Source organism: Streptomyces violens, from assembly GCF_000717745.1.
Classification (GTDB): Bacteria; Actinomycetota; Actinomycetes; order Streptomycetales; family Streptomycetaceae; genus Streptomyces; species Streptomyces violens.
Genome location: NZ_JOBH01000022.1, coordinates 77442 through 101085 on the forward strand (window position 1 = coordinate 77442; position 23644 = coordinate 101085).

Annotated in this window: 18 protein-coding genes; 13 read left to right on the top strand and 5 right to left on the bottom strand. The window is 72.8% G+C overall.

Translation table 11 applies throughout. From position 1 onward, the window contains the following. Positions 1-35 precede the first annotated feature (35 nt). Together manB and IF04_RS0132165 are read left to right on the top strand one after the other, a co-directional pair. Positions 36-1118, top strand: coding sequence for a mannose-1-phosphate guanylyltransferase (manB, locus tag IF04_RS0132160; protein ID WP_030266006.1), 1083 nt, complete (start codon positions 36-38; stop codon positions 1116-1118). Positions 1119-1186: 68 nt separating this feature from the next. After that, positions 1187-2095 (top strand): DNA-3-methyladenine glycosylase family protein, encoded by a 909-nt coding sequence (locus tag IF04_RS0132165; RefSeq protein ID WP_030266009.1) that lies wholly within the window; start codon positions 1187-1189, stop codon positions 2093-2095. A gap of 13 nt (positions 2096-2108) precedes the next feature. Here the strand turns inward: IF04_RS0132165 and IF04_RS0132170 are convergent, their stop codons facing one another. Genes IF04_RS0132170 through IF04_RS0132180 form a run of 3 tightly spaced genes read right to left on the bottom strand, consistent with a single transcriptional unit; the run spans position 2109 to position 4990 of the window. Beyond that, positions 2109-3524: a coenzyme F420-0:L-glutamate ligase gene (locus IF04_RS0132170; protein WP_078601066.1), complete on the bottom strand. Its 1416-nt coding sequence runs from the start codon at positions 3522-3524 to the stop codon at positions 2109-2111. After that, a complete protein-coding gene (cofD, locus tag IF04_RS0132175) occupies positions 3521-4477 on the bottom strand; it encodes a 2-phospho-L-lactate transferase (protein ID WP_030266013.1) in 957 nt (318 codons plus the stop codon). Before cofD ends, IF04_RS0132170 begins: the two co-directional genes overlap by 4 nt. Before the next feature lie 12 nt (positions 4478-4489). Next, positions 4490-4990, bottom strand: coding sequence for a cysteine dioxygenase (locus IF04_RS0132180; protein ID WP_030266016.1), 501 nt, complete (start codon positions 4988-4990; stop codon positions 4490-4492). A 685-nt stretch (positions 4991-5675) separates the two neighbouring features. Here IF04_RS0132180 and IF04_RS0132185 point away from each other — a divergent pair. The 3 genes from IF04_RS0132185 (at position 5676) to IF04_RS0132195 (ending at position 11591) form a co-directional block, all read left to right on the top strand. Next, positions 5676-5939 (top strand): WhiB family transcriptional regulator, encoded by a 264-nt coding sequence (locus IF04_RS0132185; protein ID WP_030266018.1) that lies wholly within the window; start codon positions 5676-5678, stop codon positions 5937-5939. 364 nt (positions 5940-6303) lie between these two features. Further along, on the top strand, positions 6304-10077 hold the full coding sequence (locus tag IF04_RS0132190) for a glycosyltransferase family 2 protein (RefSeq protein ID WP_030266021.1): 3774 nt from the start codon (positions 6304-6306) through the stop codon (positions 10075-10077). Further along, entirely contained in the window at positions 10074-11591 is a 1518-nt protein-coding gene (locus IF04_RS0132195) for a DUF5719 family protein (protein ID WP_030266024.1), read from the top strand. The genes IF04_RS0132190 and IF04_RS0132195 overlap by 4 nt, the downstream gene beginning before the upstream one ends. A gap of 51 nt (positions 11592-11642) precedes the next feature. Here the strand turns inward: IF04_RS0132195 and IF04_RS0132200 are convergent, their stop codons facing one another. After that, positions 11643-12125, bottom strand: coding sequence for a metallopeptidase family protein (locus tag IF04_RS0132200; RefSeq protein ID WP_030266028.1), 483 nt, complete (start codon positions 12123-12125; stop codon positions 11643-11645). A gap of 282 nt (positions 12126-12407) precedes the next feature. Here IF04_RS0132200 and IF04_RS0132205 point away from each other — a divergent pair, with 282 nt between their 5' ends. The 7 genes from IF04_RS0132205 (at position 12408) to IF04_RS0132235 (ending at position 20130) form a co-directional block, all read left to right on the top strand. Then, positions 12408-12836 (top strand): DUF3499 domain-containing protein, encoded by a 429-nt coding sequence (locus IF04_RS0132205; RefSeq protein WP_078601067.1) that lies wholly within the window; start codon positions 12408-12410, stop codon positions 12834-12836. Between the two features lie 274 nt (positions 12837-13110). Then, positions 13111-14727, top strand: coding sequence for an L-lactate permease (locus IF04_RS0132210; RefSeq protein ID WP_030266033.1), 1617 nt, complete (start codon positions 13111-13113; stop codon positions 14725-14727). Positions 14728-14890: 163 nt separating this feature from the next. Next, a complete protein-coding gene (locus IF04_RS0132215; RefSeq protein WP_030266036.1) occupies positions 14891-16249 on the top strand; it encodes a phosphomannomutase/phosphoglucomutase in 1359 nt (452 codons plus the stop codon). A 135-nt stretch (positions 16250-16384) separates the two neighbouring features. Continuing rightward, positions 16385-16567: a Trm112 family protein gene (locus IF04_RS0132220; RefSeq protein ID WP_030266038.1), complete on the top strand. Its 183-nt coding sequence runs from the start codon at positions 16385-16387 to the stop codon at positions 16565-16567. A gap of 67 nt (positions 16568-16634) precedes the next feature. Next, positions 16635-17780 (top strand): SIS domain-containing protein, encoded by a 1146-nt coding sequence (locus IF04_RS0132225; RefSeq protein WP_030266040.1) that lies wholly within the window; start codon positions 16635-16637, stop codon positions 17778-17780. A gap of 96 nt (positions 17781-17876) precedes the next feature. Further along, positions 17877-19091, top strand: a complete 1215-nt coding sequence (gene manA / locus IF04_RS0132230) for a mannose-6-phosphate isomerase, class I (RefSeq protein WP_030266043.1) — start codon at positions 17877-17879, stop codon at positions 19089-19091. Between the two features lie 91 nt (positions 19092-19182). Then, the gene (locus IF04_RS0132235; RefSeq protein WP_030266045.1) at positions 19183-20130 is read left to right on the top strand and encodes a cation diffusion facilitator family transporter; all 948 of its coding nucleotides are present in this window, start codon (positions 19183-19185) and stop codon (positions 20128-20130) included. 81 nt (positions 20131-20211) lie between these two features. Here IF04_RS0132235 and IF04_RS0132240 read toward each other — a convergent pair whose 3' ends face one another. Beyond that, positions 20212-22155, bottom strand: coding sequence for a fructose-specific PTS transporter subunit EIIC (locus IF04_RS0132240; protein WP_425428482.1), 1944 nt, complete (start codon positions 22153-22155; stop codon positions 20212-20214). Positions 22156-22915: 760 nt separating this feature from the next. Between IF04_RS0132240 and IF04_RS0132245 the strand changes: the two genes are divergently transcribed. Then, positions 22916-23644 (top strand): adenosylhomocysteinase (locus IF04_RS0132245; protein ID WP_030266050.1); only part of this gene is annotated, 729 nt, incomplete at its 3' end.

Below are 23644 nucleotides of genomic sequence, written 5' to 3' on the forward strand. Positions count from 1 at the left end.
TCCGGCCGACCCCACCAGGAAGCAGAGAACAAAAGGTGACTGAAGCGATCCTTCTGGTCGGCGGCAAGGGCACCCGGCTGCGTCCGCTGACGGTGCACACGCCCAAGCCCATGGTCCCGGCCGCGGGCGTGCCGTTCCTGACACACCAGCTCGCCAGGGCCCGCGCGGCGGGCGTGGAGCACATCGTGCTCGCCACTTCCTACCTCGCCGAGGTTTTCGAGCCGTATTTCGGTGATGGGGCGGAATGGGGGCTTCATCTCGAATACGTCACCGAGGAGGAGCCGCTCGGCACCGGCGGCGCCATCCGCAACGTCGCCCACCGGCTGCACTCGGGCCCCGACGACCCGGTACTGATCTTCAACGGCGACATCCTCACCGGGCTGGACATCGCGGCCCTGGTGCGCACCCACCGCGAGACCTCCGCCGATGTCTCGCTGCACCTCACCCGGGTCGAGGACCCACGCGCGTACGGCCTCGTCCCCACCGACGGCACCGGCCGGGTCACCGCCTTCCTGGAGAAGCCGCAGACCCCCGAGGAGATCGTCACCGACCAGATCAACGCGGGCGCCTACGTCTTCAACCGCTCCGTGATCGACGCCATCCCGCAGGGCCGCCCGGTCTCCGTCGAGCGCGAGACCTTCCCGGGCCTGCTCGAGTCCGGCGCCCACCTCCAGGGCATGGTCGACTCCACGTACTGGCTCGACCTGGGCACCCCGCAGGCGTTCGTCCGCGGCTCCGCCGACCTGGTACTCGGCCACGCGCCCTCCCCGGCCGTCCCCGGCCGGCGCGGCGAACACCTCGTACTGGACGGCGCCGACGTCGCCGCGGACGCCAAGCTCAGCGGCGGCACGGTCGTCGGCGCCGGTGCCCGGGTCGGCGCGGGCGCGCGCATCGCGGGCAGCACCGTCCTGGCGGACGCGGTCGTCGAGCCCGGCGCCCAGATCCACGACTCGCTCATCGGGGCCGGGGCCCGCATCGGCGCCCGTACGGTCCTGCACGGCGCGGTCATCGGCGACGGGGCCACCGTCGGCGCGGACAACGAGCTGCGCGACGGCATCCGCGTGTGGTGCGGCGCGGACCTGCCGGCCGCGGCGGTGCGGTTCTCGTCGGACCAGTGACGACTGCCACCCGGTGACGGTCGCGGCCGGGCGGCCGACGTGCCGCCCGGCTCCCGTACGCTGAACGGATGCCCCGCACCCGCACCTGGGCCCCGCCCGGCCCGTACGACCTCCTGCGCACCCTCGGTGTGCTGGGCCGCGGACCGGGCGATCCCGCGTACCGGGTGGAGGCCGGCACCGTCTGGCGGGCCACCCGCACGCCCGACGGGCCGGTGACGCTCCGGATCGCGGCACGCGCCGCCGAAGCGTGCGTCGAGGCCGCGGCGTGGGGTCCGGGCGCGGACTGGATGCTGGACCAACTCCCGTCTCTCCTCGGGGAGTTGGACGACCCGTCGGCCTTCACGGCCCGGCACCGCATCGTCCACGAAGCACACCGCCGCAACCCGGGTCTGCGGCTCGCCCGCACCGGCCTCGTCCTCGAGTCGCTCATCCCCTCGATCCTGGAGCAGAAGGTCACCAGCGACGAGGCGTACCGCGCCTGGCGGCTGCTCCTGCAGCGGTTCGGCGAGCCCGCGCCCGGCCCGCACGAGCGGCTGCGCGTTCTGCCGGACGCGCGCGGCTGGGCCATGATCCCGTCCTGGGAGTGGCACCGCGCGGGCGTCGATTCCAAGCGCTCCGACACGATCGTGCGCGCCGCCCGGGTCGCCCGCCGCCTGGAGGAGGCGGCGGCCATGGACCTCCCGGACGCGCTGCACCGCCTCCAGCTCGTCCAGGGCATCGGCCCGTGGACCGCGGCGGAGGTCCTGCAGCGCTCCAACGGCGCGCCGGACGCCGTCACCCTCGGCGACCTGCACCTGCCACGCATCGCCGTCTACGCGCTGACGGGGCGCCGCGGCGGCACGGACGAAGAGATGCTGGAGCTACTGGCCCCCTACGAGGGCCAACGCCACCGCGCAACCCGCTACCTCCTCCTCGCGGGCCGAGTCCCACCCCGCCGAGCCCCCCGCTACTCGGTCCGAGACATCGCCCGCCTGTAGCCCCCGCCCGCGCCTACCGCACCACGACGAACCCTTCCGGCTCCCGCGGAGCCCGCGGCTTGGGCACACCCGCCGGCCGCCCGATGGCCACAGCCCCCATCGGATCCCAGTCACCCGGCAGGCCAAGCGCCTCGCGCACCACATCCCGACAGAACATCGTCGAGGACACCCAGGCCGACCCCAGCCGCTCCCCGGCCAGCGCCACGAGAAAGTTCTGCACCCCGGCCCCCGCCGCGACCACGAACATCTCCCGCTCGGCGGCGTTCCGCCGCGCGTCCGCCGCCGCGTCCGGCCCGTCGTACGTGTGCGCGCCCTCCATGACCAGACACGGCACCGCCAGATACGGCGCCTTCCGCAGCACGTCCCCGCGCCGCACCCGCTTCGCGACCGACTCCTCGGACTTCCCGTCACCGCGCAGGTCCGCGAGCCACGCGTCCCGCATCGCGTCCAGCAGCCGGGTCCGGGACTCCTCGGACTCCAGCAGGACGAACCGCCACGGAGTGGTGTGGTGCGGCGCGGGCGCGGTCACGGCCGCCGCGACCGCGCGCCGTACGGCGCCCCCGTCCACCGGGTCGTCCGTGAACTCCCGGACCGTCCGCCGCAGCGTCACCGCTTCCCGTACGGCCTCGGAGGTGCCGAGCCGGAACATGTCATCGGCGGGGGAGCGCACGAGCGCCCGCGCGCCGATGTCGTCCGCGCCCTCCGTACCTTCCTGAGGGCCCGTCAGGGCATGCGGCAGCCCGCGGACCACCGCGACCGGCAGCCCGCCCGCCTTGCCCTTGACCAGGTCGCCCGCGCTGGCCAGCTCATCGGCCGTGGCGACGACCGTGACGCCGAGCGGATTGCCGTGGCTGTCGGTGCTGCCGCGCAGGTCCTCCAGGACCCGCACGCCGGCCGCGCCGATGGCGACATCGGTCAGGCCGCTGCGCCAGGGCCGCCCGAAGGTGTCCGTGACGATCACGCCGACGTCCACGCCGAGCGTCTCGCGCAGCCCGGCCCGGATGGCCCGGGCCGAGGCGTCGGGGTCCTCGGGCAGCAGGAGCACCGTGCCCTGCGGCGTGTTCGAGGCGTCGACCCCGGCGGCGGCCATGACCAGGCCGTTGCGGTTCTCGACGATGCGCAGCGCGCCGCGCCGCGCCACGACCCGTACGGCCTCCCGGTCGATGGCGGCCTCGCGGCCCGCCGCCTCCACGATGCGGTCCTCGGCCTTGCTGACGATCTTCGAGGTGACCAGCAGCACGTCGCCGTCGGCCAGGCCCGGCATCCCGGACCCGGTGGCCGCGGCGGCGATCAGCTTGGCGAGGTCGTCGCCCGGGCGCACCTCGGGGATGCCGGGCAGTGCCCAGACGCGGTACGAGGGTGCCTCCTCGGCGGGTGCGTCGTACGGGGCGCGCGAGGTCGCGGACGCGTCCTGCGGTCCGGCGGTCACGCCCGTACCTCTTCGGCCAGCGTCAGCGCCTCGCGGGCCATCGCCGCCGTCGCCTCCAGGTCGGTCATCATCAGCGGCACCGCGCGGCAGCGGATGCCGGCGGCCTCCACCTCGGCGGCCTTCTCCGCGTCGACGGTGTCCACCAGCCAGCCGTCCAGCAGCCCCATCCCGTAGTGGGCGGCGACCGCCGAGGCCGTGGACTCCACGCCGACCGCGGCCAGCACCTTGTCGGCCATGCCGCGCACGGGCGCGTCGCCGACGATGGGGGAGAGGCCGACGACCGGCGCGCCGGCCTCCGCGATCGCCTCGCGGATGCCGGGGATCGCCAGGATCGTGCCGACGCTGACGACCGGGTTGGACGGCGGGAAGAGGATCACGTCGGCGGCGCCGATGGCCTCCAGCACGCCGGGCGCGGGCTTGGCCTGCTCGGCGCCGACCGGGACGACGGCGTGCGCCGGTACGGAGGCGCGCAGCCGGACCCAGTACTCCTGGAAGTGCACGGCCTTCTTCTCGCCGTCCTCCTCGATGGCGACGTGGGTCTCGACCCGGTCGTCGGTCATCGGGAGCAGCCGGACGCCGGGCTGCCAGCGGTCGCAGAGCGCTTCGGTCACCGCGCTGAGCGGGTAACCGGCGCCCATCATCTGCGTCCGGACGATGTGCGTGGCGAAGTCCCGGTCGCCGAGCCCGAACCACTCGGGTCCGACCCCGTAGGCGGCCAGCTCCTCCTTCACACGGAAGGTCTCGTCCGTACGCCCCCAGCCCTGTTCCTCGTTGATGCCGCCGCCGAGCGTGTACATCACGGTGTCCAGGTCGGGGCAGACCTTCAGCCCGAACAGATGGATGTCGTCACCGGTGTTGCCGATGACCGTGATGTCCGCGTCCGGAGCCGCTGTCTTCAGTCCCCGCAGAAAGCGGGCGCCGCCGATGCCGCCGGCGAGAACCACAATGCGCATGGCCCCAGGATGTCAGGAGGCGACGGCTTTCTGGGCACTGGGCGAGCACTGGGAAGCGTGCATCGGCATGTCCGTCAGGCCCGGGAAGTAGATGTGCAGGCTGACGGCGGGCGTGAGCGTGTCGTTGGTGACCTCGTGGACGTAGCCGGGCGCGAAGACCCGCTGCGCGCCGGGCGTCAGGCCGCGGCTGCCGCTCGGGCTGTGTTCGGTCAACTCGCCGTCCAGGACGGTCAGTACACCGGAGGACGGGCCGTGGTCGTGGCGGCCGCTGCCCTGGCCGGGCAGCCAGCTCAGCAGCCAGACCTCGTAGCCCGGCCCGGTGCGCAGACGGTGGTACCAGCGCGTGGTGGCGTCGTACTCGATCAGATGCGCCCACTGGGCGCGGTCGGCGGCGATCGAACGGGCGAGCCCGGCGAATTCGGCCACGGTCGCGGGGTGCTCGCGTGCGGGCTGGAGGAGATGGCTGACCTCGAAGATGTCGCCGGCGATCTGGAGGTCACTGTCGCTGTTCATGGACTTCTGGTTCCTCGGAAGAAGAAGAGCTCGAAAGGAGAGCGGGCTGCGCAGAGAAAGGGGTGCGGCGCGGCGCGTCGTACGGCGCCCGGCGGCACTCAGCAGTGGTGCGGGAGAAGAAAGCTGGAGCTCGTAAGCGTCAACAGCTGCAACAGCGACAGCGAGCCTGGGCAGCGCAGCGGGACCCGTAGGAACGGGTCAGGCGGGGCGCGGGCGTCACTGGCATGAAGTCAAGGAGAGCGGGTACTTGGCGGCCGTGTCAACCGGATGTCTGGTATGTGGTAAATGTTTCACCTCATCCGGTTAACTGCGACCGACGAAAGGTTTGTGCACCCGATGGCCGGGAGAGGTGGCCCATCAGTTGCGCCGCCAAACGCCGTTGCGGTTCCGTGATCTGAATGTGATCAAGCCCGCTTCTGGTGCTGGAGTGCAACGTGATCGCTGTCCGTTGAGTCCTTCAGAGGCGGAAGGGGGGAGCGGGGTGAGTGAGGCGAATGTTTGTCCTGGTTTTTGCCGATTTGAACACTTACCGCATACCCTTGGTTCCGCAGAGTGAATAAGGGGCCCAATAGCAGATCTCGGCTTGACTGGCCCGGATCGGCACACTTGTAATTTCACTCGTGTCGTTCAGCCGTCATCGGTAACGGCAACATCACGGGGACGCAATGACAGACGAGGGGCGCACATGACCGAGCTGTTCGAAGAATTGCTGGTCGAGGAGGCGGACGAGGAGCTCGGCTGGCAGGAGCGCGCGCTGTGCGCACAGACCGATCCCGAGTCCTTCTTCCCGGAAAAGGGCGGCTCCACCCGCGAGGCGAAGAAGGTCTGCCTCGCCTGTGAGGTCCGTTCCGAATGTCTTGAATATGCTCTTGCCAATGACGAACGCTTCGGTATCTGGGGCGGTCTGTCCGAGCGCGAGCGGCGCCGGCTGAAGAAGGCCGCGGTCTGAAGCCCGACCGCGACGGCCCGGGCGGCAGACGCCCGGCCCCGGTCGGCACAGCGCACGTACGCCGGTCGACGGACCGGCACCGCCACCGAGGAAGACGGCGAGCACCCACTCCGCCCCCGGCATCCATGCCGGGGGCGGAGTGCTGTTTCCGCAGCCAGGAGGGCACCGCGTACGGACCCGGCGGGCGCGCCCGCGAGAACCATTAGTGTGGGGCTCCGTCCGAGACGCACCAACACCCGCATGGTGAGCGCGCGTCCAGCGCAGTCCATCGCAGTCCATCGCAGTGTCTTCCGGGGGCCACACCCCGCAGCGGCCCGTCCGCCGCGGGAGACGGCAGCCCCGGGTCCGGAGGGCCCGTACCTCGATGTCCGTGCACAGCCAGTCGGCGGCCCAGGCCGCCTCATACGAAGCCGCCGCGCCACAGTTCCCGCGGCATGTCGTCACCGCCGTGATCGTCTCGCACGACGGCGCGCGCTGGCTGCCCGACGCGCTCGACGGCCTGCTCGGCCAGGAGCGCCCGGTGCAGAACGTCATCGGCGCCGACACCGGCAGCGCGGACGACTCCGCCCGGCTGCTGACCGAAGCCCTCGGGGACGAGCGGGTGCTGCACCTCGCCCGCCGCTCCGGCTTCGGCACCGCCGTCGACGAGGCGGTCCGCGCCGCGCCGGTGCTCACCCCCGACGACCTGCCGTACCTCAAGCGCCCCAGCGGCTGGGACCCGGTCACCAGGACCTGGCGCGACGAGGCGTACGACATGCCGGACCTGCCGCACGGCGAGCCCGTGCAGTGGCTCTGGCTGCTGCACGACGACTGCGCGCCGGCCCCCGACGCGCTCGCCGAACTGCTGCGCGTCGCCGACGCCAGCCCCTCCACCGTGATCGTCGGCCCCAAGCTGCGCAGCTGGTACGACCGCAGGCAGCTCCTCGAAGCCGGCGTCAGCATCGCCCGGTCCGGCCGCCGTTGGACCGGCCTGGACCGCCGCGAACAGGACCAGGGCCAGCACGACCAGGTGCGCTCGGTCCTCTCCGTCTCCACCGCCGGCATGCTCATCCGCCGCGACGTCTACGAACAGCTCGGCGGCTTCGACCGCCGGCTGCCGCTGATGCGCGACGACGTGGACCTGTGCTGGCGCGCCCAGGCCGCCGGACACCAGGTGCTCATCGCGCCGGACGCGGTGCTGCGGCACGCCGAGGCCGCCTCGCGCGAGCGGCGGCCGATCGACTGCGTCGGCCGCTCCGTGGCGGGCCCGCACCGCGTCGACAAGGCCGGTGCCGTCTACACCCTGCTGGCCAACACCCGCGGCGCGATACTGCCGTACGTCCTGCTCCGCCTCGTCCTCGGCACCTTCCTGCGCGTCCTCGCCTACCTCGTCGGCAAGGTGCCGGGCCAGGCGCTGGACGAACTCGCCGGGCTCTTCGGCACCCTGCTGCGGCCCGGCAAGATCATGGCGGCGCGGCGCAGACGCGGGAAGCCGGCGGTGGAGGCGAGCGAGCTGCGCCCGCTCTTCCCGCCGCCGGGCGCGACCGTACGGGCCACCGCCGAACAGGTCGCCAGCAACTTCGCCGGGCGTGCCGCGCCCGACGCCTCCGCCGGCGGCCGGCACGGCGCCGTGGAGTCCGGGCCCGGCGGCGACGACGCGGACTTCCTGGAGGTCGAGCAGTTCGCGCGGCTGAAGCGGATCGCCCGCCGGCCCGCGCCCGTCCTCTTCGTCGTCCTGCTCCTCGTTTCCCTGATCGCCTGCCGCGGCCTGCTCGGCGGCGGCGCGCTGACCGGCGGCGCCCTGCTGCCCGCGCCCGGCGAGGTCTCCGACCTGTGGGCGCGGTACTTCCACAGCTGGCACGACGTCGGCGTCGGCTCCACCGCCTCGGCGCCGCCCTACCTCGCGGTCGTCGCCCTCGTGGCGAGCGTCTTCTTCGGCAGCACCGGCTTCGCCGTCACCCTGCTGCTGGTCTGCTCCGTACCGCTGGCCGGCCTGACCGCGTACTTCGCCTCCCGGCCGCTGGTCACCTCGCGCCTGCTGCGGGCCTGGGCCGCCGTGGCGTACGCCTTCCTGCCCGCCGCCACCGGCGCGCTGGCCGGCGGCCGCATCGGCACCGCCGTCCTCGCCATCCTGCTGCCCCTGATGGCCCGCGCCGCGATCGCCGCGAGCGGGCTGCGGCTCGCGCCGGGCGTGCGGCCCAGCTTCCGCGCCGCCTGGGCGTACGCGCTGCTGCTGACCTTCACCACGGCCTTCACCCCGATCGTCTGGCCGATCGCCGTGCTCCTCGGCATCGGCCTGCTGGTCCTGCGCTTCCTGGACGGCAACCGCGACAGGATCGTGGCGTACGCGCTGCGCTTCCTCGCCGTCGTCGTCTCCCCGATGGTCGTGCTCGCGCCCTGGTCGCTGTCGCTGCTGACCGAGCCGTCCCGCTTCTTCCTGGAGGCCGGGCTCGCCAACAAGCCGGGTGCCGCGTCCTGGCTGGACCTGCTCGGGTTCAGTCCCGGCGGCCCCAAGGCGTACGGCAGCGTTCTGCTGCTCGGCGTCGTGCTCGCCGCCCTGGGCGCGCTGCTGCGCGACCAGCGGCAGCGCACTATCCGTACCGCCTGGGCCGTCGGCCTGGTCGGGCTGCTCTTCGCGGGCCTGGCCAACGGCTCCGGCTGGGCCGGACCGCCCGCACTGGTCTACGGGCTGGCGCTGCTGTGCGCCGCCGCGGTCGGCGCCGAGGGCATCCGTACCCGCATGATGGCCCTCGGCTTCGGCTGGAAGCAGCCGGTGGCTGTGCTGATCGCGCTGGCCGCCGCGCTGGCTCCGGTGTGGGCGGCGGTCGCCTGGATGCTCGGCGGCGCCGCGGGCCCCGTGGAGCGCCGCAACCCCGAGCAGGTCCCGGCGTTCGTCGCCGAGGATTCCCGCAGCGCCGACCGCCCCCGCACCCTCGTCCTGGACGGCGATGCGGGGCACGTCGCGTACTCCCTGGTGCGCGGCGCCGGCGCGCGCCTCGGTGACGCCGACATTGCCGCCGAGGCCGGCGAGGACAGCCGTCTGAACGACATCGTCGCCAACCTGGTCGCGGGCTCCGGCGCCGACCAGACCGACCAGCTCGGCGGCTACGCCGTGCGCTACGTCCTGGTCAAGGACGGTGCCCCGCGCGAGATGGGCCGCACCCTGGACGCCACGCCGGGCCTGACCCGGATGAGCCAGGAGGACGGCAGCGCCCTGTGGCAGGTGGACCGCCGGGTCTCCCGGGTCTCCATCGTCAGCGGTGCGAAGAGCGGCGCCCCGCAGGCCGGTACGGCCGCCGCGCCGGTCGCGGTCGCCGCCGACCCGGTCGACGCCCACACGAAGGTGCCCGCCGGGCCCGAGGGGCGGGTGCTGCGCCTCGCGGACGCCGCCGACGAGGGCTGGCAGGCCACGCTGGACGGCAAGCCGCTGAAGCCGGTCACGGTGGACGGCTGGGCGCAGGGCTTCGAGCTGCCCGCCACGGGGGGCCGCCTGGACCTCACCCACGAGAGCCCGCTCACCCACACCCTCTGGATGACCGCACAGGGCCTGCTCGCCGTCGTACTGGTGGTCATGGCCCTGCCGGGCCGCCGCCGGGACGTCGACGACGACCTGCCCGAGGAGGGCCTCGCGGCGGTGCCCGCGCAGCCCGTCGAGGGCGAGGGCCGCCGCGCCCGTAGGCTGCGCGCCGCGCAGGAGGCGGCGGCAGCGCAGAAGCCCGTCATGGAGGCGGCGGTACCCGGCGCCCGGGACGGTGCGGACCCGGTGGCGGATCCGTACGCCGCCGCCCAGGCCGACCCGTACGCCGCCGACCCGTATGCCGCGCACGGTGCCCCGTACGCCGCCGATCCGTACCCCGCCGACCCCTACGCGGCCGCTCAGGGCGCACCGCAGCAGGCGGTGCCCGAGATGCCGCAGCAGCCGCCGTACCAGGACTGGCAGGGCGGCCAGGGCGGTCAGCCGGCCGATCCGTACCAGGGTGCGCAGTACGGGCAGCCGTACCAGCCCGACCCGTATGCCCAGCAGGCATACGGAGCCGGCGCCTACGACCCGTACGGCTACGGGCAGCAGCAGCCCTACGGGGACGGCACGCCGTACGACGGCACCACGCACGACGGCTCGTACCGCGAGCCCCGCCGCGACGGGAGCGACCAGCAGTGAACCGCACCACCATGTCCCTGATCGGCGCGGTCGCCGCGCTCGCCGCCGTCACCGGTGTCGCCGCCGTCGCGGCGCCCGGGGACGGCGCGGACCCCGCCGCCTCGAAGGCCACCAGGCTGCCCGTACAGCGCTCCGCCCTGATGTGCCCGGCCCCGACCTCCTCCGAGGTCGGCGAGACGACGTACACCGCCTTCACGCCCAAGGGGCAGGGGGCCGGCAAGGGCAGCGCGAGCCTTGAGCCCGCGGCGGACGGCCTGGCGGACGACGCCGGCAAGAAGGACAAGAAGAAGGCGGCGGACGAGAAGCCCGTCGCGCCCCTGAAGGCTCCCGGCACGCCGGTCACCGCGACCACCGACAGTTCCGACGCGCCCGCCCTCATCGGCGCCGCCGACGGCGGCCTCGCGCCCGGCTGGAGCGTCCAGCAGACCACCGACGTCAGCGCGGGCATCGGCCGCGGCCTGCTCGGCACCTCCTGCACCGCGCCGGACACCGACTTCTGGTTCCCCGGCGCCAGCACCTCGCCGGACCGCCAGGACTACGTCCACCTCACCAACCCCGACTCCTCCGCCGCCGTCGTCGACCTGAAGCTGTACGGCAAGGACGGCCCCCTGAAGGCGGCGTCCGGCGAGGACATCCAGGTGCCGCCGCACTCCAGCGTCCCGGTACTGCTGTCCACGCTCTCCGACACCCGCGCCACCAATGTGGCGCTGCACGTCATCGCCCGTGAGGGGCGCGTCGGCGCGGCCGTGCAGGCCGCCGACGAGAAGGCCGGCGGCGACTGGCTGCCGGCCGCCGCCGACCCGGCCTCCGGCGCCTCCGGCCTGGTGCTCCCGGGCATCCCGGCCGACGCCACCTCGGTACGGCTGGTGGCCCTCGCCCCCGGTTCCGCCGACGCCGACCTGAAGGTGCAGCTCGCCACGCCCACCGGCTCGATCGTGCCGGCCGGGCTGGAGACGCTGCACCTGAAGAGCGGGATGACCACCGCGGTCGACCTGAAGGACCTCACCAAGGGGGAGGCGGGCTCGCTGCTCCTCACGCCGGCCGAGGGCTCCAAGGCGCCGGTCGCCGCCGCGCTGCGGGTCACCCGCGGCAAGGGCGCGGACCAGGAGATGGCGTTCATCCCCGCGACGAAGCCGGTCGGCGACCGTGCCACCGCGGCCGACAACCGCGCCAAGGGCAGCACGCTCTCGCTCGTCGCCCCGCAGAAGGGCAAGGACGTGCGGGTGAAGGTCACCGCGTCGGCGGGCAGCCAGGGCGGCAGCCCGGTCTCCAAGACGTACACGGTCAAGGGCGGCAGCACGCTCGCCGTCGAGCCGCCGCGTCCGAAGGGCCTCAAGGGCACCTACGCGCTCACTGTGGAGCCGGAGAAGGGCGGCGGGCCGGTCTATGCGGCGCGCACGCTCGCGCTGCCGCACGGCGGCGTCCAGAGCTTCACCGTCCAGCCCCTGCCGGACGACCGTGGCACGGTCGAGGTGCCGACGGCGGGCTGGAACATGTCAGTACTGAACGACTGACCGGCCGAACCGGCCCGGGCCTCTCGGGAGATGACTCCTGAGAGGCCCGTTTCAGTCCTGCCCGTACCGGGGGTCGACCGACTCCGGGGCCAGCCCCAGCAGCTCCGCGACCTGTTCGACGACGACCTCGTGCACGAGGAGCGCCCGCTCCTCACGGTTCTTCGTACGGATCTCCACCGGGCGCCGGTAGACCACGATCCGGTCCCGGCGGCCCGCTTCCGAGGGCAGCACCCTGCCCAGCGGCACCGTGTCCTCGTCCGCCGCGAACCCCTCGTCCCCGCCGGGCCCCAGCCGGGGCACCTCGCGCACCGAGAACTCCACCTCCGACAGCTGCGGCCAGCGCCGCTCCAGACGCTCCACGGAGTCGTGCACGAGGTCCACGAAGGCGTCGGCACGGCTCACCGAGAGCGGCACCTGGGGCGGCGCGATCGGGCCGCGCATCCCGCGGCCGTGGCGGTCGCGGCGGCGCGGACGCGGCTCCGTCGGGCTGGGGTTGCCCCCGGCACCGGCCGGGGGAGGTACGGGGCTGTCCATCAATCACGAGCGTAGCCGCCGCGGGCCGGGGACGGCCGAACTCTTGCCCCGTCCGCCTCATGTCGCTCACTGATCGGTCCGAGTTCTGTTCCGTTCGTTCATCCGAGCCGATGTGACCGCCGAACGCTCGCGTAACGCCCGCGAAATGACACGAATTGACTGGAGTGGGGAGGGGAATCATCGCCCCCACTCGGGCGGCAACGGGTTCTCGACGCAGGTCAGGCCGAGCGTGCGCAGGTCAGACAGGTCGGGCGAACCGGGACGACACGGCCGGGTGAGGTCGTGGAGAGTCGTCGCGGCCCGCTCAAGAGTGCGGTACCGTCCAACGTCGTGAGCCCTGTACGTCGCTGTTCGCGCACTGCGTGCGGCCGTCCCGCCGTCGCAACGCTGACGTACGTCTATGCGGATTCGACCGCTGTGCTCGGCCCGCTCGCCACCTACGCGGAACCCCACTGTTACGACCTGTGTGCCGAGCACTCCGAGCGCCTGACCGCGCCGCGCGGCTGGGAGGTCGTCCGGCTGGCCGCCGATCCCGGCGCGGTCCAGCCGAGCGGTGACGACCTCGAAGCACTCGCCAACGCGGTGCGGGAAGCGGCGCGTCCGCAGGAACGTACGGTCGGCGGTCCCGAGGCGGCAGGCCCCCGTGAGGCCGACCCCATGGAGGTGGCCCGCCGCGGTCACCTCCGTGTGCTCCGCTCCCCGGACTCCTGAGAGCCTGCGTTCCGGTCTCCTGGGCGCCCGCGTTGGAGCCGTAACGGCTCAACGACCGGCGGTTTTCGGCCTTTTCCGAGGAGCATTCCTTTCTGACGCGTGATCACCCCTGATCGGCGGTCAGTTCATGACGGACCGTTCAGTGAGTTCATGACGGCCCATTGACTCCGGCTTGGCGCGGACACGACCATTCCTCCACTCCTGCGAGATCGCCTTCCGCATGCCGGAAGGAAGGGGGAGTCGCCACGCCGCCGGGGAGGCCCGCATGTCCGGAGTGTTCGTCCAGCAGTTGCAGCCGATCGCCGATTCGCTCGCCCTGTCCGCCCTCGTCGCGGCCCTGCCGCTGATCACCGTCCTGGTCCTGCTCGGCGCCGTACGGATGCGCGCTCACCACGCGGGCCTCATCGGCCTCGCCGTCGCCCTGCTCACCGCCTGGTTCGGCTCCGGCATGCCCGTGACGCAGGCGCTGTCCAGCGCGGTGCAGGGTGCCGTCTTCGGGCTCTTCCCCATCATGTGGATCGTCGTCAACGCCCTCTGGGTGTACCGGATGACGGTCCGCACCCAGCACTTCGACGTCCTCCGCCGCTCCTTCTCCCGGCTCTCCGACGACCCCCGTATCCAGGCGCTCGTCATCGCCTTCTGCTTCGGCGCGCTCCTGGAAGCCCTCGCGGGCTTCGGTGCGCCGGTCGCCATCAGCGCCGTCATGCTGGTCGCCCTCGGCTTCGACCCCGTCAAGGCGGCGGTCGTCGCGCTCGTCGCCAACACCGCCCCCGTCGCGTTCGGCGCCATGGGCACCCCCGTCGTGACCCTCGCCCAGGTCACCGGCCTCCCGCTGGACTCCGTCGCGTCCGTGGTGGGACGACAGACTCCGCTCCTCGCCCTCATCGTCCCGCTCCTCCTCGTCGCCCTCGTGGACGGCCGCCGCGGCCTGCGCGAGACCTGGCTGCCCGCGCTCGCCTGCGGCATCGCCTTCGCCGCCACCCAGTTCGCCGCCGCCAACTACGTCTCGGCGCAGCTCGCCGACATCGGCGCGGCGCTGATCGGCGCCGCCGCGCTGGTCGCGGTGCCCGCCGCGCGCCGGCCCGCCTCCGCCGACGTACGCGCCGCCGTCCTGACCGGCGCCCGCAGCGAGGACCTCGACGTGCGCGACAGCCGCCGCGAGACGGTCCGCGCGTACGCCCCGTACGGCCTGATCATCGTGATCTTCTCGCTCGCGCAGATACCGCCGTTCAAGGACTGGGCCGCGGCCGCCACGCAGTCCTTCGACTGGCCGCTGCTGGACGTCGCGGGAGCCGACGGCAAGCCGGTCGGCGGCAATGTCCTGACGCTCCCGCTGGTCGCCACCGGCGGCACGCTCGTCCTCCTCGCGGGGGCGATCACCGCGGCCGTCCTGGGCGTACGGGCGCGCGCCGCCGCCAAGGAGTGGCTGGCCACGGTCCACGAACTGCGCTTCGCCATCCTGACCGTGACGTCCGTCCTCGCCCTGGCCTACGTCATGAACCTCTCGGGACAGGCCGCCACCATCGGCCACTTCGTCGCCGCGGCCGGCGCGGGCCTCGCCTTCCTCTCGCCCGTACTGGGCTGGTTCGGCGTCGCCGTCTCCGGCTCCGACACCTCCGCCAACGCCCTGTTCGGCGCCCTGCAGGTCACCGCGGCCCAGCAGTCCGGCCTGTCGCCCGAACTCCTCGCCGCGGCCAACAGTTCCGGCGGCGTCCTCGGAAAGATGATCTCCCCGCAGAACCTCACCATCGCCTGCGCCGCCGTCGGCCTCGCGGGCCGCGAGGGCGACCTGCTCCGCAAGGTCCTCCCCTGGAGCCTGCTGCTCCTCCTCGTGATGTGCCTGATCGTGCTGGGACAGAGCACGGCGGTACTGGGCTGGATGCTGCCCTGAGAGCCCGCGTCCGGGACCGCTCAGGGGCCCGGCGACCGGCTTTCGACCGTCGGTTTCGGGCCGGAAGCCGCCCTACGGGCCGTCGTTCACCGATGGTTCACGGCGGGTCCACAGATCTTCCCGGTAGCTTGGGGTTCCCGAAGAGAACCTCAGGAGGGTGGCTGTGGCTGATCTGTCGCAGATCGTGAAGGCGTACGACGTGCGCGGCGTGGTCCCCGACCAGTGGGACGAGACCTTGGCCGAGCTGTTCGGTGCGGCGTTCGCCCAGGTCACCGAGGCGGAAGCGATCGTCATCGGGCACGACATGCGGCCGTCCTCGCCGGGTCTGGTGCGTGCGTTCGCCCGTGGCGCTGCCGCGCGCGGCGCCGATGTCACCGAGATCGGGCTGTGCTCGACCGACGAGCTGTACTACGCGAGCGGTGCGCTCGGCCTGCCGGGCGCGATGTTCACCGCCTCGCACAATCCGGCCCAGTACAACGGCATCAAGATGTGCAAGGCGGGCGCGGCGCCGATCGGCCAGGACACCGGCCTCGCCGAGATCCGGGCGCTGGCCGAGGAGTGGCTGGAGAAGGGCGCTCCCGAGCCCGTCGCCGAGACCGGCTCCGTCACCCAGCGCGATGTACTGGGCGACTACGCGGCGCATCTGCGTTCCCTGGTCGATCTCTCCGGCATCCGCCCCCTGAAGGTCGTGGTGGACGCGGGCAACGGCATGGGCGGCCACACCGTCCCCACGGTCTTCGAGGGCCTGCCGATCGAGCTGGACCCGATGTACTTCGAGCTGGACGGCACGTTCCCCAACCACGAGGCCAACCCGCTGGATGCGAAGAACATCGTCGACCTCCAGGCCCGCGTCCGGGAGACCGGCGCGGACATCGGCCTGGCCTTCGACGGCGACGCCGACCGCTGCTTCGTCGTGGACGAGAACGGCGACCCGGTCTCCCCGTCCGCGATCACCGCGCTGGTCGCCTCCCGTGAACTGGCCAAGGAGCCCGGCTCCACGGTGATCCACAACTGCATCACCTCCTGGTCGGTCCCCGAGGTGGTCAAGGAGAGCGGCGGCAAGCCGGTCCGCACCCGGGTGGGCCACTCGTTCATCAAGGCCGAGATGGCCAGGACCGGCGCGATCTTCGGCGGCGAGCACTCCGCGCATTACTACTTCCGCGACTTCTGGAACGCCGACACCGGCATGCTCGCCGCCATGCACGTCCTGGCGGCCCTCGGCGGCCAGCAGGGTCCGCTGTCGGGCCTGGTCGCCCAGTACGACCGGTACGCGGCCTCCGGCGAGATCAACAGCACCGTCGACGACCAGGCCGGCCGGCTCGCCGCGATCAAGGCGGCCTACGAGGGCCGCGAGGGCGTGGAGCTGGACGAGCTGGACGGCCTCACGATCACCACGGCCGACTGGTGGTTCAACCTCCGCCCCTCCAACACCGAGCCGCTGCTGCGCCTGAACGTCGAGGCGCGGGACGCGACCACGCTCGAGCGGGTACGGGACGAGGTTCTGGCCATCGTCCGCGGATAGCCGCGCACGCACTGCGCCGAAGGGCGGCCGGCGGCGGCCACAGATCGCCGCCGGCCGCCCAAAAGCATCCCTCGCCGCCGCCCGGCGGTACGCTGACGAGGGGAAACACATCATCACCCTGAAGGGGTCGCCTCCATGCCGGTCGAAGCCAGCCTCCTTGAGATCCTCGCCTGCCCGGCGTGCCATGCCCCCCTGGCGGACAAGTCCTCGGACGACCCCGCCGAGCTGGTGTGCACCGGCAGCGACTGCGGCCTCGCCTACCCCGTACGCGACGGCATCCCCGTCCTCCTCGTGGACGAGGCCCGCCGACCGGCCTAGCGCCCGCGCCCCAGGCCGGCCCCGCCGCTCCGCCCAGCCAAGTCCGGCGACCGGAAGGCAGCACACCATGCTCGACGAGTCACTCCTCGACGCCCCCGAGGCCCTGGCCGAGGCGGACCGGTACGGCCTGCTGCGCGCCGTGGCCGAGTCCGGCGCCCGCGTGCGCACCGCCGCGCGGAACGCCGCCGAGGCGGGCATACCGGACCTCACGCCCGACGGCCGCCCCCGCACGGTCCTGGTCGCGGGCCCCGGCCCCGCCGCTCCCTGCGTCGCCGACCTCTTCGGCGCCCTCGGCGGCGGCAGCTGCCCGGTGTCGCTGATCCGGCCCACCGGCGTGGCCCCCGTCCCGGGCGCGCTGCGCTGGTCCCTGCCGGGCTGGACGGGCTCGCTGGACCTGCTGCTCGTCGCGGGCCCCGACGGCGCCGACGCGGGCCTGGCGGAGCTGATCGAGAACGCCTACCGCCGGGGCTGCTCCATCGTGGGCGTCACCCCGGCCGGCAGCCCGCTCGCCGACGCCATCACGCAGGCCCACGGCCTGGCCGTACCGCTCGCCACCACCCCGTACGACGGCGAGTTCGACGTCGAGGGCGCGCCGCCCGCCGCGCCCGGCACCCTCTGGTCGCTGCTCACCCCGCTGCTCGCGCTCGCCGACCGGATCGGCCTGCTCGACGCCCCGGCCGACGCGCTGTCCCGGCTCGCCGACCGGCTCGACCAGGTCGCCGAGCACTGCGGCCCGGCCATCGCCACGTACAGCAATCCGGCCAAGACCCTCGCCGCCGAGCTCGCCGACAGCCTCCCGCTGGTCTGGACCGAGGGCCCGGTCGCCGGGGCCGTCGGCCGGCACTTCGCCGCCGTACTGACCGGCCTCGCGGGCCGCCCCGCGCTCGCCGCCGAGCTCCCCGAAGCGCTCACCGCGCACGGCATGCTGCTCGCCGGCGCCCTCGCGGCCGGTGCCGATCCGGACGATTTCTTCCGCGACCGGGTCGAGCAGCCCGGGGCGCTGCACGCCCGCGCGCTGCTGCTCCGCGAGGGCGCGCCGGGCCCGCTGTCCGCCGCGCCCGCCGCCCGTGACCTGGCCCTGGAGCGGGACACCCCGGTCAGCGAGCTGGAAGCGGAGAGCGACGGCAGCCCCCTGGAGAACGCCGCACAGCTCCTGGCCACCACGGATTTCGCCGCCGTTTACCTGGCGCTGGCCGGAGCCGAGGGATCATGAGGCGGGGCGGTGCGCGGCGCCCCTGCGGACCGCCGCGGCGCCGCTCCGCCGTCGCCACTCCAAACCCCTACTGATCACTACAGGAGCCCGCCCGCCATGGACCGCCTCACCAACACCGTGCGCCCCTACGCCTGGGGTTCCACGACCGCGATCCCTTACCTCCTCGGCGTCGAGCCGACCGGTGAGCCGCAGGCGGAGATGTGGATGGGCGCCCACCCCGGCGCGCCGTCCCGCGTCGACCGGGGCCTCGGCCCCCAGTCCCTGGCCGAGATCATCGACGAGGACCCCGAGCACGAGCTCGGCGCCGACTCGGTACGCGCCTTCGGTCCCCGGCTGCCCTTCCTGCTGAAGCTGCTCGCGGCCGGCTCCCCGCTCTCCCTCCAGGTCCACCCCGACCTCGCGCAGGCCAAGGAGGGCTTCGCCGACGAGGAGCGGCGCGGCGTGCCGCTGAGCGCCGGCCACCGCAACTACAAGGACGCGAACCACAAGCCCGAGCTGATCTGCGCGCTCACCCCGTTCGACGGCCTGTGCGGCTTCCGGCACCCCGAGGAGGCCGCCGAGCTGCTCGACGGACTCGGCGTCGACAGCCTCAAGCCGTACGTCGACATCCTGCGCGCCGGGCCCGAGGAGGACGCGCTCCGCGAGGTCCTCACCGCCGTCCTCACCGCCGACCGGCACGCCATGGCCGAGACCGTCGGCGAGGCGGCGGCCCACGCCGAACGCCTGGGCAAGGCCGGCGGCCCGCACGCCGAGTCCTACGCCGCGTACGCCTCGATCGCCCACCACTACCCGGGCGACCCCGGCGTGATCGCCGCGATGCTGCTCAACTACGTGACGCTGCAGCCCGGCGAGGCCCTCTTCCTCGGTGCCGGCATCCCGCACGCCTACCTCAACGGCCTCGGCGTCGAGCTGATGGCCAACTCCGACAACGTGCTGCGCTGCGGCCTCACCCCGAAGCACGTGGACGTCCCCGAACTGCTGCGCATCGTCCGCTTCGAAGCGGGCGACGCGGGCGTGCTGCGCCCGGAGGCCGGCCCCTCGGGCGAGGAGGTCTACGAGACGCCCATCGACGAGTTCCGGCTCTCGCGCTACGTCCTGGCCCCCGGCTCGGCGGCGGTGCCCCTGGACGCGCGGACGCCGCAGGTCGTGCTGTGCACGGCGGGCTCGGTCGTCCTGCGGGACGCGCCCGGCGCGGCGTCCGCGGGGCGGGAACTGGCGCTCGCGCCCGGTGAGTCCGCGTTCGTCCCGGCCGGGGAGGAAATCACCGTCGAGGGCGAGGGCACGCTCTTCCGCGCGACAGTGGTGGCCTGATGCAGGCCCCTGGGGCGGGCTGCAACAATGACCTTCCCAAGTGGTTAAAGGGGCAGTAAAGCCCGGTCGACGGAAGGGACATGCGGCACTCATGAGTGCATCAGGTGGCACCAAGGCCATCGTCGCGGCGCTGGGCGCCAATCTGGCCATCGCCGTAGCGAAGTTCGTGGCGTTCGCCTTCAGCGGTTCGTCCTCCATGCTGGCCGAGGGCGTGCACTCGATCGCCGACTCGGGCAATCAGGGACTGCTGCTCCTGGGCGGCAAGAAGGCCAAGCGCGAGGCGACGGCCGAACACCCCTTCGGCTACGGCCGCGAGCGGTACATCTACGGCTTCCTCGTCTCCATCGTGCTGTTCACGATCGGCGGCGTCTTCGCGCTGTACGAGGGCTACGAGAAGATCCAGCACCCGCACGAGCTGGAGCACTGGTACTGGCCGGTGGGCGTCCTGGTCTTCGCGATCGTCGCCGAGAGCTTCTCCTTCAGCACGGCCATCAAGGAGTCGAACTCGCTGCGCGGCGAGCAGTCCTGGCCCCAGTTCGTCCGCCGCGCCAAGGCCCCCGAGCTGCCGGTCGTCCTCCTGGAGGACCTCGGCGCGCTCGTCGGCCTGATCCTCGCGCTGTTCGGCGTCTGCCTCACCCTCATCACGGGTGACGCGATCTGGGACGGCATCGGCACGATGTGCATCGGCGCCCTGCTCGTACTGATCGCCCTGGTACTGGCCGCCGAGACCAAGTCGCTCCTCCTGGGCGAGGCGGCCGGCGCCGACCAGGTCGCCAAGATCCGCGCGGCCATCGTCGACGGCGACACCGTCACCCGCGTCATCCACATGCGCACCCTCCACCTCGGCCCGGAGGAGCTGCTGGTCGCCGCGAAGATCGCGGTCCAGCACGACGACACGGCCACGGAGGTCGCCGAAGCGATCAACGCCGCGGAGGACCGCATCCGCGCCGCCGTACCGATCGCCCGGGTGATCTACCTGGAGCCGGACATCTACAGCGCGGAGGCCGCGGCCTCGGGCAGCCCGGTACCGGGCGCCTGACGCTCTTGTGAAGCGGGCCCCGCACTCGGTGATCCGAGTGCGGGGCCCGCTCTCTTGCTGCCGTTCGCTTACCGGATCCCGTTACTGGATCTCGGCGAGTACGGCCATGATCGCGTCGCTGTCCGGCGCCGCCTGCAGCCGCGCCCGGAAGTCCGCGTCCATCAGCTTCCGGGAGAGCAGGGCGAGGATGCGCAGGTGCTCGTCGCCTGCGGCGGCCTCCGGTACGGAGATCATGAAGACCAGCTTCGCGAGCGTGCCGTCCAGCGACTCCCAGTCGATGCCCTCGGCGGACCGCGCGAACCCGACGACCGGCGCGGTGACCGCGTCCGTCTTGGCGTGCGGAATCGCGATCTCCTCGCCGAGCCCGGTCGTGCCCTGCGCCTCCCGCGCCAGCGCCACCCGCACCAGCTCCGCCACGTCCGCGACCCGCCCGGTCCCGGCCGCCAGCTCGGCCATCTCCCGGATGGCCGCCTCCTTCTCGGTGGCGTCGAGCTGGACCTTGATGGTCGAGGGGGTGAGGTAGCCGGAGAGGACTTCCTGGGTCGTACCGCTTTCCGTACTGGTCTCCGTGCCGGTCTCCGCCTCGGTAGCGGTACCGGCATCGTTCGTGGTCGCGCCGACCGCCTCCGTACGGTCTTCCGTACCGTTACGCCGCTCCGCCATCGACATCAGCGTCACCGTGCACAGCGCGGTGACGGCCGTTCCCGCCGCGATCGCCACGAAGAACATCGCGACGCCGCCCACCGCGCCCAGTACGGCGACGATCGGCCCGCCGTGCGGCACATTGTCCGTCACCCCGGCCAGGCCGGCGATCGCGCCGGCCACCGCGCCACCGGCCATGTTCGACGGAATGATCCGCGCGGGCCGGGCCGCCGCGAACGGGATCGCGCCCTCCGTGATGCCGAAGCACCCCATGAACAGCGCCGCGAGCCCGGTCTCCCGCTCCTGGTCGTTGTAGAGCCGGCGGCGCAGCAGCGTCGCCAGGCCCTGCCCGAGCGGCGGCACCGGAATCGCGGCCGCGCACATGCCCATGATCTCGGGATTCTTGGAGACCAGCCCCGCGCCGAACAGGAACGCCGTCTTGTTGACCGGCCCGCCCATGTCGAACGCGATCATCAACCCGAGGATGACACCGAGCAGCGCCGCACTGGACCCCGTGAGCCCGCCCAGCCAGCTCGTCAGATGCTCGAAGACCCACGAGATCGGCTGCCCGATGACGTAGATGAAGAAGAGGCCCAGCGCCGTCGTGGCCACGATCGGGATCACGATGATCGGCATGATCGGCTGGACGAACTTCGGTACCCGGACCTTCTTGATCCACTGGACCAGATACCCGGCCAGGAAGCCGGTGACGATCGCCCCGATGAAGCCCGCACCCGACTTGGAGTCGTACAGCGCGCCCGTATTGGCGATCCAGCCGCCGATCATGCCCGGTACCAGCGCGGGCCGGTCCCCGATCGCGTACGCGATGTACCCGGACAGGATCGGCACCATCAGCGTGAAGCCGATCGTCCCGATGTCGTTGACGTGCTTCCAGAACGAGCCGTCGGGGATCACGAGCCCGCCGTCGGCCTGCGGATGCCCGCCCAGCGCCAGCGAGACGGCGATGAGCAGCCCGCCCACCACGACGAACGGGATCATGTAGCTGACGCCGTTCATCAGCGCCTTGTACGCGACGCTGCGCTCCTTGCCGCCGCCGGCCGCCCCGGCGGATGCCGGGTCCGTACCGGCCGCGCCGCCGCTCCCGGCACCCGCGTCCGCGCCCGCGCCGTACACGGGCGCGCTCCGCACCCGCTCGATCAGCTGCTCGGGGTGGTGGATGCCCTCGGCGACCCCGACCACGATGACGCGCTTACCGGCGAACCGGGCGCGGTCGACGTCCTTGTCCGCCGCGATGATGATCCCGTCCGCGTTCCTGACATCGTTGTCAGACAGTACGTTCTCGGCCCCGATGGACCCTTGCGTCTCCACCTTCATGTCGTGCCCGAGCGCCTCGGCGGCCTGCGCCAGCTTCTCGGCGGCCATGTACGTATGGGCGATACCCGTCGGGCAGGCGGTCACCGCGAGCAGCCGCAGCCGCTGCTCCTGCCCGCTCTTCCCGGTGCCCGTTTCGGTGCTCGCGACCCCTTCGGACGCTGCGCCCCGGGGGCCTGTGCTCTCCGGGCCCGGGGGCCCGGCGCCCTCGGGGGGCACCGCTGAACTGCTGGTCACGTCTCTCTCCTCACGATGTGCCGCGCAAGAGCGTGCAAGTGTTCCCGCGCACCCCGCATCCTGCAACAAGAACCCCACCCCTCCAACCCACCCACACAGCCCCCCACGCGTCACCACCACTCGGGGTCACTTTCTCCCTGCCGTGACTGCGCCGCCCCTCACGCGCTCCTCACCCGAGAAGGCCGCGCCGAAGCCGCCCGCGGCGCGCGTGTGTGACGCGCCGCACCGCCCGGGAGGGGCTGGGGTTCACTGGGCCGATCGGTGTAGATTCGTGCCCAGTGCCAGACGTCGCTGCTGATGGCGGTCGGGCGGCCCGTACCGCGGACCGGCCGAGGGAGAGAGGGCCTCCGACGGACTGCGTGCTGCGGCCAGGGGACAGGTATGTCCCGGTGGCGGACCCGTCCGAGCGACAGTCCGCCCCGGCGACGGTCATGTCCGGACGATCGGGTAACCGATCACAGGAATGTCCGGGGCCGGGCGTACCGCATCGCGTACACCCGCCCGTACACCCCGCCTGCCCGCGCCGCAGACTGCCGACCGCAACCACCCTCCGACCTCCGGGGAGCAGCCCGACATGACGACAGCAGCCACCGGTCAGGACTTCAAGGTCGCCGACCTGTCCCTGGCCGCCTTCGGCCGCAAGGAGATCACCCTCGCCGAGCACGAGATGCCCGGTCTGATGGCGATCCGCAAGGAGTACGCCGCCGCCCAGCCGCTGGCCGGCGCCCGCGTCACCGGCTCGCTGCACATGACCGTGCAGACCGCCGTCCTCATCGAGACCCTGGTCGCCCTCGGCGCCGAGGTCCGATGGGCGTCCTGCAACATCTTCTCCACCCAGGACCACGCCGCCGCGGCCATCGCCGTCGGCCCGAACGGCACCCCGGACGACCCCCAGGGCGTCCCGGTCTTCGCCTGGAAGGGCGAGACGCTGGAGGAGTACTGGTGGTGCACCGAGCAGGCCCTGACCTGGCCGAACTCGCCCACCGGCGGCCCGAACATGATCCTGGACGACGGCGGTGACGCCACCCTCCTCGTCCACAAGGGCGTCGAGTACGAGAAGGCCGGCAAGGCCCCCTCCGTCGACACCGCCGAGAGCGACGAGCACCGCGCCATCCTGGAGCTGCTCAACCGCACCCTCGCCGAGTCGCCGAAGAAGTGGACCGAGCTCTCCTCGGAGATCCGCGGTGTCACCGAGGAGACCACCACCGGTGTGCACCGTCTGTACGAGATGCACCGCGACGGCACCCTGCTCTTCCCGGCGATCAACGTGAACGACGCCGTGACGAAGTCGAAGTTCGACAAC

Coding starts and splice junctions, on each gene's coding strand:
- IF04_RS0132165 (WP_030266009.1), top strand. CDS start 1,187: ATGCCCCGCACCCGCACCTGGGCCCCGCCCGGCCCGTACGACCTCCTG.
- cofD (WP_030266013.1), bottom strand. CDS start 4,477: ATGCGCATTGTGGTTCTCGCCGGCGGCATCGGCGGCGCCCGCTTTCTG.
- IF04_RS0132180 (WP_030266016.1), bottom strand. CDS start 4,990: ATGAACAGCGACAGTGACCTCCAGATCGCCGGCGACATCTTCGAGGTC.
- IF04_RS0132185 (WP_030266018.1), top strand. CDS start 5,676: ATGACCGAGCTGTTCGAAGAATTGCTGGTCGAGGAGGCGGACGAGGAG.
- IF04_RS0132190 (WP_030266021.1), top strand. CDS start 6,304: ATGTCCGTGCACAGCCAGTCGGCGGCCCAGGCCGCCTCATACGAAGCC.
- IF04_RS0132200 (WP_030266028.1), bottom strand. CDS start 12,125: ATGGACAGCCCCGTACCTCCCCCGGCCGGTGCCGGGGGCAACCCCAGC.
- IF04_RS0132220 (WP_030266038.1), top strand. CDS start 16,385: ATGCCGGTCGAAGCCAGCCTCCTTGAGATCCTCGCCTGCCCGGCGTGC.
- IF04_RS0132225 (WP_030266040.1), top strand. CDS start 16,635: ATGCTCGACGAGTCACTCCTCGACGCCCCCGAGGCCCTGGCCGAGGCG.
- manA (WP_030266043.1), top strand. CDS start 17,877: ATGGACCGCCTCACCAACACCGTGCGCCCCTACGCCTGGGGTTCCACG.
- IF04_RS0132235 (WP_030266045.1), top strand. CDS start 19,183: ATGAGTGCATCAGGTGGCACCAAGGCCATCGTCGCGGCGCTGGGCGCC.
- IF04_RS0132240 (WP_425428482.1), bottom strand. CDS start 22,155: ATGGCCGCCGAGAAGCTGGCGCAGGCCGCCGAGGCGCTCGGGCACGAC.